Annotated in this window: 16 protein-coding genes; 3 read left to right on the top strand and 13 right to left on the bottom strand. The window is 68.7% G+C overall.

Going from position 1 to position 13,998, the window contains the following annotated elements; genetic code table 11:
• The first annotated feature begins 110 nt into the window (after nucleotides 1-110).
• Nucleotides 111-1,610 carry a S1 RNA-binding domain-containing protein gene (locus tag OG524_RS23490; protein ID WP_405388869.1) on the top strand — a complete coding sequence of 500 codons (1,500 nt, stop codon included), beginning with the start codon at nucleotides 111-113 and terminating at the stop codon, nucleotides 1,608-1,610.
• Between the two features lie 27 nt (nucleotides 1,611-1,637).
• On the opposite strand, the gene OG524_RS23485 is transcribed toward OG524_RS23490, so the two are convergent.
• Nucleotides 1,638-2,099, bottom strand: a complete 462-nt coding sequence (locus OG524_RS23485; protein WP_405811623.1) for an ATP-binding protein — start codon at nucleotides 2,097-2,099, stop codon at nucleotides 1,638-1,640.
• Nucleotides 2,100-2,410: 311 nt separating this feature from the next.
• On the opposite strand from OG524_RS23485, the gene OG524_RS23480 reads away from it, so the two are divergent.
• The gene (locus OG524_RS23480; protein WP_405388871.1) at nucleotides 2,411-3,262 is read left to right on the top strand and encodes a helix-turn-helix domain-containing protein; all 852 of its coding nucleotides are present in this window, start codon (nucleotides 2,411-2,413) and stop codon (nucleotides 3,260-3,262) included.
• Between the two features lie 10 nt (nucleotides 3,263-3,272).
• On the top strand, nucleotides 3,273-3,464 hold the full coding sequence (locus tag OG524_RS23475) for a hypothetical protein (RefSeq protein WP_405388872.1): 192 nt from the start codon (nucleotides 3,273-3,275) through the stop codon (nucleotides 3,462-3,464).
• 149 nt (nucleotides 3,465-3,613) lie between these two features.
• Here OG524_RS23475 and OG524_RS23470 read toward each other — a convergent pair whose 3' ends face one another.
• The 12 genes from OG524_RS23470 to OG524_RS23415 form a co-directional block, all read right to left on the bottom strand.
• Nucleotides 3,614-4,261 (bottom strand): OmpA family protein, encoded by a 648-nt coding sequence (locus tag OG524_RS23470; RefSeq protein WP_405812486.1) that lies wholly within the window; start codon nucleotides 4,259-4,261, stop codon nucleotides 3,614-3,616.
• A gap of 8 nt (nucleotides 4,262-4,269) precedes the next feature.
• Nucleotides 4,270-4,881: a hypothetical protein gene (locus tag OG524_RS23465; RefSeq protein WP_405811622.1), complete on the bottom strand. Its 612-nt coding sequence runs from the start codon at nucleotides 4,879-4,881 to the stop codon at nucleotides 4,270-4,272.
• 30 nt (nucleotides 4,882-4,911) lie between these two features.
• Entirely contained in the window at nucleotides 4,912-5,520 is a 609-nt protein-coding gene (locus OG524_RS23460; protein ID WP_405811621.1) for a pilus assembly protein TadG-related protein, read from the bottom strand.
• Nucleotides 5,520-5,750 (bottom strand): hypothetical protein, encoded by a 231-nt coding sequence (locus tag OG524_RS23455; RefSeq protein WP_384500586.1) that lies wholly within the window; start codon nucleotides 5,748-5,750, stop codon nucleotides 5,520-5,522. Before OG524_RS23455 ends, OG524_RS23460 begins: the two co-directional genes overlap by 1 nt.
• A gap of 260 nt (nucleotides 5,751-6,010) precedes the next feature.
• Nucleotides 6,011-7,105 carry a response regulator gene (locus OG524_RS23450; RefSeq protein WP_405388877.1) on the bottom strand — a complete coding sequence of 365 codons (1,095 nt, stop codon included), beginning with the start codon at nucleotides 7,103-7,105 and terminating at the stop codon, nucleotides 6,011-6,013.
• A 57-nt stretch (nucleotides 7,106-7,162) separates the two neighbouring features.
• Nucleotides 7,163-8,479 carry a sensor histidine kinase gene (locus OG524_RS23445; RefSeq protein ID WP_405811620.1) on the bottom strand — a complete coding sequence of 439 codons (1,317 nt, stop codon included), beginning with the start codon at nucleotides 8,477-8,479 and terminating at the stop codon, nucleotides 7,163-7,165.
• 51 nt (nucleotides 8,480-8,530) lie between these two features.
• On the bottom strand, nucleotides 8,531-9,418 hold the full coding sequence (locus tag OG524_RS23440) for a DUF5936 domain-containing protein (protein WP_405393117.1): 888 nt from the start codon (nucleotides 9,416-9,418) through the stop codon (nucleotides 8,531-8,533).
• A gap of 14 nt (nucleotides 9,419-9,432) precedes the next feature.
• On the bottom strand, nucleotides 9,433-10,371 hold the full coding sequence (locus OG524_RS23435) for a type II secretion system F family protein (RefSeq protein ID WP_405388879.1): 939 nt from the start codon (nucleotides 10,369-10,371) through the stop codon (nucleotides 9,433-9,435).
• Between the two features lie 9 nt (nucleotides 10,372-10,380).
• Nucleotides 10,381-11,718 carry a CpaF family protein gene (locus OG524_RS23430; protein WP_405388880.1) on the bottom strand — a complete coding sequence of 446 codons (1,338 nt, stop codon included), beginning with the start codon at nucleotides 11,716-11,718 and terminating at the stop codon, nucleotides 10,381-10,383.
• Nucleotides 11,719-11,784: 66 nt separating this feature from the next.
• Nucleotides 11,785-12,186 carry a TadE/TadG family type IV pilus assembly protein gene (locus OG524_RS23425; protein ID WP_405388881.1) on the bottom strand — a complete coding sequence of 134 codons (402 nt, stop codon included), beginning with the start codon at nucleotides 12,184-12,186 and terminating at the stop codon, nucleotides 11,785-11,787.
• Between the two features lie 3 nt (nucleotides 12,187-12,189).
• On the bottom strand, nucleotides 12,190-12,576 hold the full coding sequence (locus OG524_RS23420; protein ID WP_405811619.1) for a TadE family protein: 387 nt from the start codon (nucleotides 12,574-12,576) through the stop codon (nucleotides 12,190-12,192).
• A 102-nt stretch (nucleotides 12,577-12,678) separates the two neighbouring features.
• Complete coding sequence (locus OG524_RS23415) at nucleotides 12,679-13,995, bottom strand: CpaE family protein (protein WP_405388883.1); 1,317 nt, start codon at nucleotides 13,993-13,995, stop codon at nucleotides 12,679-12,681.
• Between the last annotated feature and the right edge of the window lie 3 nt (nucleotides 13,996-13,998).

The following is a 13,998-nucleotide window of genomic DNA, read 5'->3' as shown; positions in this document are numbered from 1 at the left end:
TGGTGGGAACCGGCACGCGCACGGGCCTGATGCCCGCACCGGCCGTTCCGTGTCCCGGCCTCCCTGGCACTGCCTCGGGCCGCCTACGAGACGTGCGGGAAGATGGGGGCGTGCTGCCCTACGTCTATCGCGTCACCAAGTACGACCCTGCCGACCGCGACGAACACGGCCACTACACCGGCCCCGAGGACACCGTCAGCGACCACGGACCGGTCGAGGACGCCTGTCTGCGGGCCGTCGAGGCGTTCGCCGTGGACTCCGGGATCGACCGCCTGACCGTACGGGAGCCGCAGGTCCCGTCCCTCGCGCACTTCGGCGCCGAGCGCCCGGAGGACGGCTTCGGACTGGCGGGGGTCTTCCCCGACGGCCTGTCCGGATTCCACGACGGAGCGGTGGTGCCGCTCGGCGCCGGACTGGAGTTGGTGCGGCTCATGCTGCGCGGGAGCGGCGCCTGGTGCCGACTGGAGGCGGAAGGCGCATTCGCCGTGCACGTGGGACGGGACCAGTACCTCTACGTCGGCAGCGGTCTGCCCTGTGAGCGGTCGACGGTCCGGGCCCGCGCGCTCGGACTGTTCGCGGAACGCCTCGACGCGTCCCCGTACGACATGGAGACCGACGGGGACGGCATCCAGCGGCCGGGCGACGACGAATTCTGGGAAAGCGTGCGCCGGGCGGTCGCCGACGGTCGGGCGGGGGTCCTGGAGGAGATGTACGTCGAAGGCGCCTCCCGATGGCACCGCCTCACCCTCGACACCCTGGGGGCGGTTCGCGCCGACCTCGCCCCCCGTGCCCGGCTGGCGGTGTGGCCGGACCTGTCCACCGACATCGGCGCCGTCCTCGGTGCCCTGCCCGCCGAGGGCCTCGTCGAATGTGTGTGGCAGGACAAGGACGGCCGGATCCTGGGTGCCGTCGCCGACGCGGACGACTTCCCCGCCCTGGTGCACCGGGTCTCCGGTGCCGACGCCGCCGCGCTCCTGTCCGTGTACGCCGACGACCGGGTTCCGCTGCTCACCGCCGTCATGCCGGACAGCGACGGGGTGGTGCGGGCGCGCTGGCGCACCGAACCGACGCCGGACGACCGGCAGTGGGCCTTCCTCACCTGGCTCCACCCGGGCCAGATCGTCTCCGGCCGGGTGACCCACATCGCCAACTACGGCATCTACGCGGACATCGGGGGCTTCGAGGCACTGATCAACATCCCTGAGCTTTCCTGGCGCTACATCAGCCACCCCTCCGACGTCGTCTCGATGGGCCAGGAGATCAGAGCCGAAATCATCGGCATCGACATGTCCCGCGACCGTGTGTGGATGTCCCTCAAGCCCCTGCTCGAAGATCCGATGCTGCGGCTGGCCCAGCAGGTCGGCCGAACCGTCGTCGGCCGCGTCATGAAGATCGTGCCCATCGGCACGTTCGTACGCATCGAGGAGAGGGAGGACGGCTTCCAGGGGCTGGTGCACATTTCCGACCTGGCCGAAGAGCACACGGATCAGCCCCTGCCGGTCCCCCGGGTCGGCGACACCCTGCGGGTCAAGATCCTGCACGTCGACCCGGACCGGCGTCGCATCCTGCTCTCCCACCGGCAGGCGGACACGGCCGACTCCGAGGCCTGACCCGCGGACGTGCCCCGCCCGGGAATGTCACCGGGGCAGCGTGACCCAGGACCTGGTTCCCCGTTGCGGTGGCGCCGCCTCACCGGTGCCCCATTCCCCGCCCCAGTCGTCCACGACGGTCGCGAGCAGCCAGAGGGCCCGGCGGCGCCCGGCACAGAGGGCCTCCGCCGCCGGGACCGGATGACGCGGGTGCTGGTCCCACACGAGCAGACGCAGTACGTCGTCGCGGTACCGGAGGGACAGGTAGAGGTCCCGGCCGGGCGTGAGCTTCGCTGCGACGGTGACGAGTTCGGCCGCGACGAGCACGGCGGGCCAGCGGTAGGCGGTCAGCCCGTGCGCCCGGAGCACGACGCTCACGGCACCCCGCGCGACGGCGGAACTGCGGGGATGCCCGGGCAGCGTGAGGCCCACGGTCGCCCGGGATGGGACGAAGCGCGCCGAGGACGCCTCGGCGGAGGGACACAGGGCGGTACGCGGATACGGCGGCATGGGTGATTTCCCTTGTACGGCGGGCTGTTGAGGGGTCTCTCTTTCGCGTCGGAGCGCACAAAGGGCTCGCGTCTTGTCCGATGGGCAGTGGCCTGTCTCCCTGACGCGGGCCTGCCCCTCCAGGGCAGGAGGACGCGGGCAGACTCGCGCGATGTACTTCTTACCCATCGGAGCGTGAGCGGTGCGCTACCGAAAGTAGCCTGCGAGGGGTCATATTGGCCACCCATGGTGAACCATTTAAACCCTAACGAGTATCAACCCGGCGCCCACACGGCAGACTTCACCCGGGAGAGAGCCACGGAAGGACTGGCATGGCAGAGCGCACGTCCCCCACCGAACGGCAGAGGCGGCTGGGGAGCGAAGTCCGGAAGATGCGCACGGCAGCCGGCGTATCCGCCGAGTCCGCCGCACGCCTTCTCGGCGTGGACCGGTCCAGACTCTCGAACATCGAGCAGGGACTGCGGGCCATCAGCCAGGAGCGGGTGCGCACGCTGGCACAGGCTTGCAGTTGCTCGAACGAGAAGTACGTCGACGCATTGGTCAACATGGCTGCTCCGGCTCAGCGCGGCTGGTGGAACCGCTATCGCGACACACTCCCCGCGGGCCTCCTCGACATCTCGGAGATCGAGGCACACGCACTGCGGATGCGCACGGCGCACTCCGTGCACATTCCGGGGGTTCTCCAGACGAGCGACCACGCTCTCGCCGTCTTCCGCGTCGTGGTCCCGGCCCTCCCGGAGCACGAAGTGGCCCTCCGGCTGGCCCATCGCATGGAACGGCAGCAGATGCTCGATGGTACGACCCCGCAGGAGTACGCCGGGGTCGTACATGAAGCGGCCCTCCGCATGCAGTTCGGCGGCCGGAAGGTCGCACGCCAGCAGTTGGAGCATCTCCTCGCGGTGTCCGAACGGACCCACATCACCTTGCGCGTCATCCCGTTCGAAGCGGGAGCGTTTCCCGGGGCGGGCCAGACGGTGAACTACTCCGAGGGGCCGGTGCCGGAGCTGGACACCGTGCAGGTGGACAGTGCCCACGGGCCGGAATTCCTGCACGGCGAGGCACAGTTGGCCAAGTACCGTGCACATCTGGACTGGATGGAGCGGATCGCTCTGACACCCGCCGGTTCACGGGATCTCATCCACACCGCCGCACGCAACCTCTGAGGGGTCACCAATGCCGGACGTCGCCTGGGAAGAACCATTCTGCGGCGAAGGAGCCAGCTGCTACCGGCTCGGCACAGACGGTAAGGGCAACAGCTACATAGCCCTGTCCGGCACCGAGGACCACTTCCTGACCGACACCCGTGAAGCACTTCAGCAGATGATCCGCGACATCAAGGCAGGCAAAGCCGATCACCTGCTGTAGCCGGGACGGGCCACGAATCATCCTCACCTCAAACTCCGACGGCATGCTCGGACTCTGCGGCGACCGAGCGCACACCGAAGGCGTTTACGGGACAGGCAGAAGGGCCGGGCCACAGTTCTCCTGTGTCCCGGCCCTTCGTGCGCGCGAGGTCAGTTCGTCGTGCGCGGGAAGGAGACCTCCACGCGCCGGTTCTTCTTCCTGCCCTCTTCCGTGCTGTTGTCGGCGATCGGGTACTGCTCGCCGTAACCACGGATCTCGAACGTGATCGACGTACCGAGCTCCTTGGACAGCACGCCGTTCACCGCTTCGGCACGCTGCTTGGACAGTACGTCGCCGTGTGCCGACGAACCGAGGTTGTCGGTGAAGCCGAAGATGCGGACCTTCGTCGCGTTCTGCTTCTCGATCTCGGTCGCGATGGCGGAGATGCGGGAATTGGCCTCGGAGCTCAGCTTGGCGCTGTCCTTGCCGAAGAGGACTTCGGCCTGGAGCGCGAACTTGATGTCCGCGTTCGTGTCCTCGCGGCGCTCCTCACCACCCTCGTCCTCGACGACCTGGACGATGTCGAGAACCTTGGCCGGCGCGAGGGTGCCGCCTTCGGGCATCTTCAGGTCGGGATCGGTGCCATCGGTCTCGACCGGGGGCACCGATGTCGCTTCGGTGCCGGGGGGCACGCTCGGGCCGTCGTCGGCAAGCGCCGACGACGCTCCGAACAACGTGGCAGCGGCCACCACCATGGCTGACGCAACAGAGAGTCCGGCGACGCCGATTGGCTTCAGCCGAGTTCGGTTGTAGTTCATGTCAGCCGTCACCCTGAGATCTTCAGGGAAGTCGTCGCGAACGTCGGCAGCGTGAAGTCCACCTCAGCCGTCGTGCTGGGAGGCGCTGGGAACTGCATGAAGATGGGGGTCGATTCCCCCGCCGACAACGGCGTGATGCCAGTGGTGCAAAGGCAACGGTTCTCCGTGTCCCGAAGAACGTAGTAGCGCTTCTTGCCCGCCTTGTCGACCAGTGTCGCACCAGCAACAGAGTTTGCATTGCTGTTGGCAACCGCGGTTTCCGTGCCCGCCCACGAACTGGAGTTCTGTGTCCTGTCGCTCACGTTCTTGATCGTGCCCTGAACCGTGACAAACCCTCCGGAGTCACGCTTCACCTGATTGATCACGAGAGTCAGCCCACTTCCCCTGACCTCGGCCAGGTTGGCGTTCGGGTCCACGTTGTCCCCGGCGGCGGTGTCCTCCTGCTTCGCCTCCTTGTCCCCATCAGAGGACTTGGAAGGCGCGGAGGAGGGCGGCGAACCGGCGTCGCCCGCCTTACCGCCACCGTCAGTACCGCAGCCGGTGAGGGCCAAGGCCAAGGCAGCCGTCAGGGAGACGGCTGCCACCGCCGTTCGGGACCTGGTGGAGCGCCGAATGCTCATGGGTCTGATTCCTTTACTCGTCGTTCGCTGTCAGTTGTCGACCAGATGCACGTCGTAGAGAAGCTTGCTCACCGTGGCCCAGGGCGGGGGACTGGCCGGCGCGATCTCTACCACCCCGGCGTCCCCGCACGGGAAGATGTACAGGTCCTGGACTCCGTCATCGTTGAAGTCCAGCGCCTTCCACCCGGGGCAACGGAACTCGACAATGGCAGTGGCCGTGGCCTTCGCGACCTGCGTCTTCGTACCGGGAATCACCGGCGAGTCCACCGTCTTGCGGCCCTGGACCTCGACCGTGATCTCGTCCCGATAGCCACCGAGCATCGGCCGACAGCTGTTGACATCCGACTGGTTCGCTGCGGCAAACGAATGAGCCGCAGGGCACCCGTACACCGGGTGAGCCTGAAGGAATTGCTCCAGCATGTTCCCGGGCAGCGAAGCGAGGAAGCCTGTCCCGAAGTCCTTACGGTTCTGTTGAGCAGCAGCCAGTGCGGCGGAGTCCGCCGCACCCTGGGCTCCATTACGCAAGGCCGAGGCCTTGCCGACAGCAAAGAACGCGAACACGAGGAAGAGCAGGCCCGCCACCATCACTACGTAGATGGGGAAGGCCTGCCCTGCATCGGTACGGGTGCGACGCCCCATTACTTGGCTGTGATGGAGTTCACCAGACCCGAGATCCGACCCGAAATCGCGCCACCGATACCCGTCGCCATGATCGCGCCGATGATCGCCACGACCACCAGGATGATGCCCAGGTACTCGAACGCCGTCTGGCCACGGTCCTTGGCCTCGTAGCGCTTCTGGATCGAGCTGACCGCGGTGTTGGCCCAGCCGTTGACGCGGACGGCGGTCTTCAGGGTGATGTTCGACATGGTGTTCCCCTCCGGGTTCGGCCGACCGATGGTCGGCCGACTCGCACGCTTCTTGGGTGTCGCCCGCAGCTCCGGCATCCTCCTGGCCGGAACCGCCGACGACGTGAGAAACATACGGCGGCGGACCCGGCTCACCGGAGGGTCCCAGGGCCCATTCCCGGGCCCAAAGGGGCTGTTGGGCCTCCGGAGCGGGCATATGCACGGGCATATGGGGGGCCACACGCGCCACACCCACCACGCCTACCGCCACGCTGCGACGTTCAGCCACGACGACCACCCGCCCCCTGCGCCCCCGGCCCCGTGGGAGCCGTGCCGAGCCAGCGGGCGATGGCCTCGCTGCGCGTGGCGCTGTGGAGCTTGGTGAAGATGCGGTTGATGTGGTTCTTGACCGTCTTCTCGCTGATGAAGCAGGTGGCGGCGATCTGCTGATTGCTCATGCCGGACGCGATCAGCTCCATGACCTCCGCCTCCCGTGAACTAAGCTCGTGCCGCTGCCTGTTGAGAGCCACGTCGGACCCCCCGGTCATGGAAGACTGTGCCACAACTGGTTGCAGATGCGAAAGACCCTGCGCGGTGTGTACCGGTCGCATCGCAGGTGGAGCCGGTTCGGGCTTGGGCGCGTGTGCAGGAGCACCGTGTTGCTGGACGGAAGTCGGACCGTGGCCGTCGTAGCCGGGCCCCCGGTAGGGAACGCCCGTGGTCAGGGCCGCACCGAGGCCCTCCGGGAGCGCCCTTCCCTGTGGGCCGGGGCCCTGGCGCATGTGGGCCAGAAGCACGTTCGCCGCTGTGGCGGTGAAGTGCGCCCGGCCGTTCTTCGTGTCGCGTACGGCCTGGACGAGCTCGTCGGCGGTGAACTCGCCGTGGACCAGGTAGCCGCTGGCGCCCAGGCGCAGCACCTCGTGGACGATCTCGCTCTCGCGGCTGTAGGTCAGCATCATGACCGGTGCGACCTGGACGAGGTGCGGGAGGGCGGAGATGCCGTCGACGCCGGGCATGCGGACGTCGAGCAGGACGACGTCCGGCTGGTGCAGGACGGCCATGTCGTAGGCCTCGCGGCCGTCCGCGGCCTGGGCCACGACGTCGATGTCGTCGCGGCCGGAGAGCAGGACGCCCAGGCCGGCCCGGACCACCGGGTTGTCGTCGGCGACGACGACCCGCAGGGCACCGGGGACGGGCGGGGGCGCGGGCAGGGGGGGCAGGGACTCGGATGCCGCGGAGTGCTGGGGGACGGGGACAGGGAACCCGTGCGGACCAGGCCCCGGATCGAGCGGGGTGACGTGCGAGGACGTGTGCTGGGAGGCGTTGTTCCGTGCTGCCCAGTTCTGGCTCGACGCGCGGGAGACGTCGTCCGGCATCTGCGACCTCCTCTCAGGGTTGTATGGGGGGTGAGGGTGAGTGGGACGTGGTGCGGTTCAGTCGGGTCGCCGCTCTTGCGGAGCGGTGGTGAGAGCGGCGAGCGGGAGTTCCAGGCGGACTTCGGTTCCCCTGGCCGCCTGACCCTTGCCGATCCGGATGCGGGCACCGATGGACGCGGCGCGTTCGACCATGCCGACGAGGCCGAAGTGTCCGGCCTGCCGGAGGTCGTCGAGCGTGGTGCCCGGCGGCAGGCCCTGCCCGTCGTCGTAGACGCTGACGCGCAGGACATCGCCCTTCACACCGACGAGTACGACGAGGTAGGTGGGGTGGGCGTGGCGGTGGGCGTTCTCCATCGCCTCGGAGGCGACGGTGAGCAGCTGGCGCGCGACGACCTGGGGGACGTGCGGGACCGGCACGTCGTTGAGGAGCCGGAAGGTCCCGGTCAGTGCGTGCCGCCGGGTGAAGTCGTCGACACGGGCGCGGAGTTCGCCGACGACGTCCACGCCGCCGTCGAGTCCGGACTCGCGGCGCAGGTCGGAGAGGAGCTCCCGGGATTCGGCCGCCGCGCGGCGAGCGGCGCGGGCGACCAGTTCGGCCTGATGTCTGACGGTGAGCGGGTCCATGCGGTCGGAGGAGTCGGCCAGGCCCTCGGCCGCCAGGGCCAGGCCGTGCAGGGTCTTGGCGACGGAGTCGTGCATTTCCCGGGCGAGCCGGGTGCGTTCGCCCTCCACGGCCTCGTTGACGGCGAGGCGGGCCCTGGTCTCGGTGAGGGCCTGGCTGGCCGTCCCGAAGCGGAGGAGCAGATTGCGCAGGGTGACACCGACGGCGCCGGCGATGACGCAGAAGCCGGGGAGGAGGTACGTGGTGGCGTCGGCGGGTTGCAGCTTCGGGTCGGTGCCGTACACGCCGAGGACGACCACGATCTGAAGTGCGGTGAAGACCGCCGCACCACGCCAGCCGTAGACGAGTCCGGCGAGCAGCGGGGTGCAGACGGTGACGTACGCGAGAGTGGACTCGGGGCTGGCGGTGATCAGCAGCAGGGCGCCGAAGAAGACGTCTATGCCGAGCAGCCAGGGCTGGCGCAGGAGGACGGGGCCGAAGCGTTCCCAGTCGCGGAACAGGACGTAACTGCCCATGAACGTGACGAGGATGGCCGAGCCGATCAGCCAGGAGGCCGGGCCGGAGGCGGTGTGGCCGATGGCGAACGGTGTGGCCATGGCGATCATCGCCAGCCGGAATCCGAAGACCTGGCGGCACATCGCCTGGAGCGCGTTCAGCTGGATCGCGAACGCCGGGCGTGCGACCGGGTCCGCGATCGCCCGCCGCACCTCGGCGTTCAGTCCCGTCTGGATACCACCGAGCTGGAACGACATGTGCCTGTCACCCCCCTCCGCCTGTCATGCCCACCGTCCGCCCCGTTCACGTCATCCGCCCGTGAGGAAGCCGAAGTCGATGTCGGCTCCGTAGACGAAGCCGACCGTCAGCAGCACCAGCGTTCCGGGGAGCAGGAACGTCGTGACCGCGAAGGTCGCCTTGGGCACGGCCCTGGCGGCCTTCCTGCGGGCGTTCTGGGCGTCGGTGCGCCGCATGTCGTTGGCGATCTGGATGAGCGTCTCGACGATCGGCGCACCGAGCTCCTCGCCCTGCTGGAGCGTGGTCACGAACATCGCCACCTGCTCCGAGTCGTTGCGCCTGCGCAACTCGTCGAAGGCCTGGCGACGGCTGACGCCCATGTCCATCTGGCGCAGGGTGATGCGGAGTTCGTCGGCCCAGGGGCCCTCGTACTTCTCGGCGACGCGGCCCAGTGCCTGACGGAAGCCGAGGCCCGCCGAGACGACGACGGCGAGGACGTCGAGGAAGTCGGGGAGCGTCCGGTCGATGTGGTCGCGGCGCACCCGTACTGCGGACCAGATGCCGACCTCGACCCAGAAGATGCCGAAGGCGATCAGCAGCAGTGCGAGGAAGATCTGGCCGCGCATGAGCATCGTGAAGGCGCCGAGCGCGCCGAGGCCGCCGTAGACCGCGCGGCGGGCGGCGTAGCGGTCGATGGTCAGACCGCCCGGGTTGCCCGCCATGTCGATCTGGCGGCGCTTCTTGTTGACGGCCTTGGGTCCCATCATCCGCAGGACCATGGGGGCCCAGCGCATGCCGAGCCGGTCGATGCCGGAGCCGACCGCGCCGGTGCGGGTGGAGCCGACTTCCAGGGCGATCGCGAGGTCGCTGGGGAGCTTCGCGTCACGCCGGTACATGCGGATGCCTGCGATGGCTCCGTACACGGCCAGGGCCATGACGCCGGCGAGCAGCAGGTCCATGTGCGCGCCGCCCATCAGACGTCGATCCGGGACATGCGGCGGATCACGATGAATCCGACGGCGTACAGGGCGATGGAGATGACCACGGCGACCTGGCCGATGAAGGCTCCGGTCATGCGGTCGAGTGCGCCGGGCATGACCGTGTTCATCAGGAGCATGGCTCCCAGGCCGAACATCGGGACGGCGTAGGCGGTCACGGTGACCTGGGAGAGCTGGGTCTTGACCTCGCGCCGGGTCTCCTTGCGCTCCTCCAGTGTCTCCGTGAGGTTGCGCAGCGAGCTGACGACCGTACCGCCGGCCCGGTTGGACAGGATGAGGGTGGTGACGAGGACGACGAGTTCGCGGGAGGGCAGCCGGTCGGTCAGCTCGCTCATCGCGTCCTCGAGGGGTTCACCGACGGCCAGGCGCCGGGAGACCCGGGCCAGTTCCTGGCCCGCCGGGTCCTCCATCTCGTCGGCCGCCATGCTGATGGACGTACGCAGGGCGAGGCCGGCCTGGGTGGCGTTGGCGAGGATGCGGGAGAGTTCGGGGAGCTGGTTGATGAAGCGTTCGGTGCGTTTGGTCCGCTGCCAGTTCAGGAACGCGTTGGTGCCCCAGAGGCCGATGAGTGCGGCGACCGGCCCGAAGAAGCTGGCGAGCATGGACGAGGCGATCATCCACAGTCCGGCCATGGCGAAGAACGAGTAGACGAAGAACTCGCCGGGTGTGACGTCGAGGCCGGTCGCGGCGAGCTTCAGGTCGAGTTTCCGGCCCAGGCCGGTCCTGCGCAGCCTGCTGTCGAGTCCGCGGAAGCGGCGGCGGCGCCCGGTCTCCGGGACGTGGCCGGTGTACGAGAGCCGGTCCACCAGGGCGTCCCGGTCGGCCTTCCCGCCGGAGTAGGCGTGCAGGCCTGCCACGCCGGTGACGCAGCAGAGCAGGGTGACGCCGATCGTGAGAAGAGGGAGATTCGTCATGGCGCGGTCCTAGTTGGCCTCTCGGGTGGCGAGCTCTTCGGCGGATGCGGCGACGCCGAAGGCCTGCGGGATGGGCTGGCTCGCCATGTAGAGGCGGTCGGCGATCTTGCGCGGGATCGGGAGGTACCTGAAATCGCCGTTGATCCGGCCGTCGGCGTCCATCGGCTGGGCGTCGAACCGGGCGACGGTCACGATGCGGTACGGGTCGCGGCCGTGCGAGTCGAGTACGGCGATCTCGGTGACCTTGCGGGAACCGTCGGCGTGCCGGGTGAGCTGGACGATGACGTCGACGGCGCTGTTGATCTGGTCGTGCAGGGCCTCGAACGGGATCTTGATCTCGGACATCGAGGCCAGGGTCTGCAGACGCATGAGCGCGTCCTCGGCGTTGTTGGCGTGGACGGTGGCGAGCGAACCGTCGTGACCGGTCGACATCGCCTGGAGCATGTCGAGCGACTCGCCGCCACGGACCTCACCGACGACGATCCGGTCGGGGCGCATACGCAGGGAGTTGCGGACCAGGTCGCGGATGGTGATCTGGCCCTTGCCCTCGACGTTCGCCGGACGGGACTCCAGCCGGATCACATGGCTCTGCTGGAGCTGGAGTTCGGCGGAGTCCTCGATGGTGACGATGCGCTCGCTGTCCGGGATCAGGCCGGAGAGCGCGTTGAGGAGCGTCGTCTTCCCGGTACCGGTGGCGCCGGAGACGATCACGTTGAGCTTGGCCTGGACGAGTCCGGAGAGCAGGACCAGCATCTGCTCGTCGAGCGAGCCGACGTTGATCATCTCCTGGAGCGTGAACGCTCTGGGGAATCGTCGGATGGTGAGCGTCGCGCCGGTCAGCGACAGCGGTGGGATGATCACGTTGACACGTTCACCACTGGGTAGACGCGCGTCGACCATGGGGTTCGACTCGTCGACGCGGCGGTTGACGGTCGACACGATGCGCTCGATGGTCTGCATCAGCTGCTCGTGCGAGCCGAAGCGCATCGGGAGCTTCTCGACCTTGCCGCTGCGCTCGACGAAGATCTGGTCGGGGCCGTTCACCATGATCTCGGTGATGGACGCGTCTTCGAGGAGCGGTTCCAGGATGCCGAGTCCGAGGGCCTCGTCGACGACGCGGCGGATCAGCTGGGTGCGTTCGACGGTCGAGAGGACCGGTCCCTCACGGCTGATGATGTGGCTGAGTACGCGTTCCAGCCTGGCCCGCCGGTCTGCGGCGGCGAGCGAGGACATCTCGGCCAGGTCGATCTCTTCGAGCAGCTTGGCGCGGTAGGACGCCACCATGTGGCTGTCCTCCCGCCCCCCGCCGTTCTTCTCGGGGGCGGTCATGCGTGCCCGCAGACTCATTGCGTAACTCCTCGTTCCGACTTGCTGGTTGAGCCGTTGGTGAGGCAGCGGCGCGAGCGCCGTGGGTCAGGTGCGGGGCATCGTGGAACTGCGTTCGGCCGTACCCCAGAGATTGACGCCCGGGAGGATGTCGGGCACCTTGACGCGGGCGGTGCAGGTGACCTCGTCGGTGGAGGACCCGCCAGGGATGATGTGCGCCCGTTCGGCCGTCCAGCCGCTCATCGCGGCCTTGCCCGCCTGCCTGTCGCAGCCGCCCATCGACATGCTTCCCGAGCGCGCCGCGGCGCGGGCGCCGGTCCCCGCCTGGTTGGCGGCGTACGCGGCGAGGCCCGCCTGGATCGCGAGGAGGCCGACCAGGAGGAGCAGGGGGATGAAGCCCAGGTACTCGATGGCGACCTGGCCGCGGTCACGGCGCGGGGTGGTGCTCGTACCGGCCGTCGGGCCGGGTGTGTGCGTGCGCTTGCTCATCGCTCAGCCCTCCACCGGGAACGCGGCGTTGCCTTCGACACGGAACGGCCAGTTGAGTACCCCGGGCACCAGGACCGGCACCTGCAGCTGGACCTCGGCCGAGTACATGCCCGACCTGGAACGGCACTTCGTCTGCTTCATCGAGTCCCGCCAGGCCTTCGGCAGGTGTTCCTTGGCCGCGGCCCGGCATTCCTGCACCCGCAGGCCCTCCGTTATGGCCCCCTGGTGCGCCGCCTTGTCCGCCGCGTTCCCCGCCAGGGAGAACGTGTAGCCGATCAGCGCGCACTGCCAGAGCGCGATCATCAGCAGGATGATCAGCGGTGTGACGCCCAGGAACTCGATCGCGGTCTGGCCGCGGTCGCGCCTGCGGCCGAGCAGCCGGCCGTACATCCGGCCCCGCTTCCGGTCATGCGTCGGGCCCCTGCCCGCGGAAGGCTCACCGCGCCGCCTTCCTCGTATCTCCACGTCTGTCGTCTCGGTAACTGCCATTGGTCAACCTGCCCCCTTGGTCGTCGCCCGGTTCCGGCCGTCGCCGTCGCGTCCGCCCAGGCGCGGGCGTCCGATCGAGCCTCGGTCGTTCTTGAACTTTCCGCCGTTCTTCGCGGTGCTCTTCGCGCCGTTCTTCTCGGCCTTGTCCGGAACCTTCACGATGCCGAGCTCACCCGCAAGGGCCCAGAGGGCCTGTTTGACGGTGCTCTTGGGGTCCAGTTCGTGCAGCCGGCCCGCGTCGACGACGCTCTGGAGCTCCTTGAAGTTCGCGGGAACGGCCGTGTCCGCCGTCCGGGTCCCGGTGATCTTCTCGATCAGCTGCGGCTGGATCTCGGTGCTGCGGACGAACCGGTTGACCACGGTGACCGTCTCCTCCGGCTTGCGGATCTGGAGCCGGTCCCACATGCGTACGAGGCGCTTGGCGCCGCGCACCGCGATCACGTCGGGGGTGGTGACCAGCAGCGCCGTGTCGGCCATCTCGATGGCCGCGGCACCCGCGCCGTGGAGCTGGCTGCCGCAGTCGATGACGACGATCTCGTAGCGCGAGCGCAGCGCGCTGACGATCTGGCGGGCGGACCGGTCGCTGACATCCTCACCGCGCTCACCGTCGCCCGGTGCCAGCACGACCGCGAGGCCGGAGTCATGGCTGTACACGACGTCGGACAGGACGCGCGGTGTGATGTCGGTGATGGTCGACAGGTCGACGATGGAACGCCGGAACTGCACATCGAGGTACGAGCCGATGTCACCGGCCTGGAGGTCCATGTCGACCAGGGCGACGGTGCGTCCGGACGCCTGGGCCGCCAGGGCGAGTTGTACGGCGGTGACGGTGGTGCCGACCCCGCCCTTCGCGCCGCTGACCGTGACGACCGTACCGCCGGGCCCGGTGAAGACGTCGGCTCCGGAGCTCAGGTGACGGCGGACGCCGACGGACCACTGGGCGGCGGACTGGACCCGGTTGACCAGTTCCTCGTAGCTCAGGGGAAGGGTGACGACGCCTCGGGCGCCCGACTCCATCGCGGACGCGAACAGGCCCGGTGTGACGTCGGCGGTGATGAGCACGACCCCGATGGCGGGGAAGCGCAGGGAGACCTCGCGGATCAGTTCCAGTGCCGGCACCGGGCCGATCCGCTCATGGACGAGTACGACCTCGGGAAGTTCGTCGAGGGACTCGCCCGCGAGACGGGCGAGCATGTCGATGAGCTGCGTCGAGTCACCGGCCGGAGCCGCCGGCTCCGCGTCGGGGAGCTGGCTGAGCAGGGTGGTGACGGATCTGGCCGCGTCTGCGTCACCTACGGCCGGGAGGATCCTGGTGGTCATCCG

It is taken from the genome of Streptomyces sp. NBC_01520, assembly GCF_045040375.1.
Taxonomy (GTDB): Bacteria; Actinomycetota; Actinomycetes; order Streptomycetales; family Streptomycetaceae; genus Streptomyces.
Note: the sequence above shows the minus strand (reverse complement) of the source record. Positions and strands in the feature narration are given on the sequence as shown.

Bases quoted from the DNA above. Each gene is read 5' to 3' on its own strand.
- OG524_RS23485 (WP_405811623.1), bottom strand. From the start codon at position 2,099: ATGCCGCCGTATCCGCGTACCGCCCTGTGTCCCTCCGCCGAGGCGTCC.
- OG524_RS23480 (WP_405388871.1), top strand. From the start codon at position 2,411: ATGGCAGAGCGCACGTCCCCCACCGAACGGCAGAGGCGGCTGGGGAGC.
- OG524_RS23475 (WP_405388872.1), top strand. From the start codon at position 3,273: ATGCCGGACGTCGCCTGGGAAGAACCATTCTGCGGCGAAGGAGCCAGC.
- OG524_RS23470 (WP_405812486.1), bottom strand. From the start codon at position 4,261: ATGAACTACAACCGAACTCGGCTGAAGCCAATCGGCGTCGCCGGACTC.
- OG524_RS23465 (WP_405811622.1), bottom strand. From the start codon at position 4,881: ATGAGCATTCGGCGCTCCACCAGGTCCCGAACGGCGGTGGCAGCCGTC.
- OG524_RS23460 (WP_405811621.1), bottom strand. From the start codon at position 5,520: ATGGGGCGTCGCACCCGTACCGATGCAGGGCAGGCCTTCCCCATCTAC.
- OG524_RS23455 (WP_384500586.1), bottom strand. From the start codon at position 5,750: ATGTCGAACATCACCCTGAAGACCGCCGTCCGCGTCAACGGCTGGGCC.
- OG524_RS23450 (WP_405388877.1), bottom strand. From the start codon at position 7,105: ATGCCGGACGACGTCTCCCGCGCGTCGAGCCAGAACTGGGCAGCACGG.
- OG524_RS23445 (WP_405811620.1), bottom strand. From the start codon at position 8,479: ATGTCGTTCCAGCTCGGTGGTATCCAGACGGGACTGAACGCCGAGGTG.
- OG524_RS23440 (WP_405393117.1), bottom strand. From the start codon at position 9,418: ATGGACCTGCTGCTCGCCGGCGTCATGGCCCTGGCCGTGTACGGAGCC.
- OG524_RS23435 (WP_405388879.1), bottom strand. From the start codon at position 10,371: ATGACGAATCTCCCTCTTCTCACGATCGGCGTCACCCTGCTCTGCTGC.
- OG524_RS23430 (WP_405388880.1), bottom strand. From the start codon at position 11,718: ATGAGTCTGCGGGCACGCATGACCGCCCCCGAGAAGAACGGCGGGGGG.
- OG524_RS23425 (WP_405388881.1), bottom strand. From the start codon at position 12,186: ATGAGCAAGCGCACGCACACACCCGGCCCGACGGCCGGTACGAGCACC.
- OG524_RS23420 (WP_405811619.1), bottom strand. From the start codon at position 12,576: ATGTACGGCCGGCTGCTCGGCCGCAGGCGCGACCGCGGCCAGACCGCG.
- OG524_RS23415 (WP_405388883.1), bottom strand. From the start codon at position 13,995: ATGACCACCAGGATCCTCCCGGCCGTAGGTGACGCAGACGCGGCCAGA.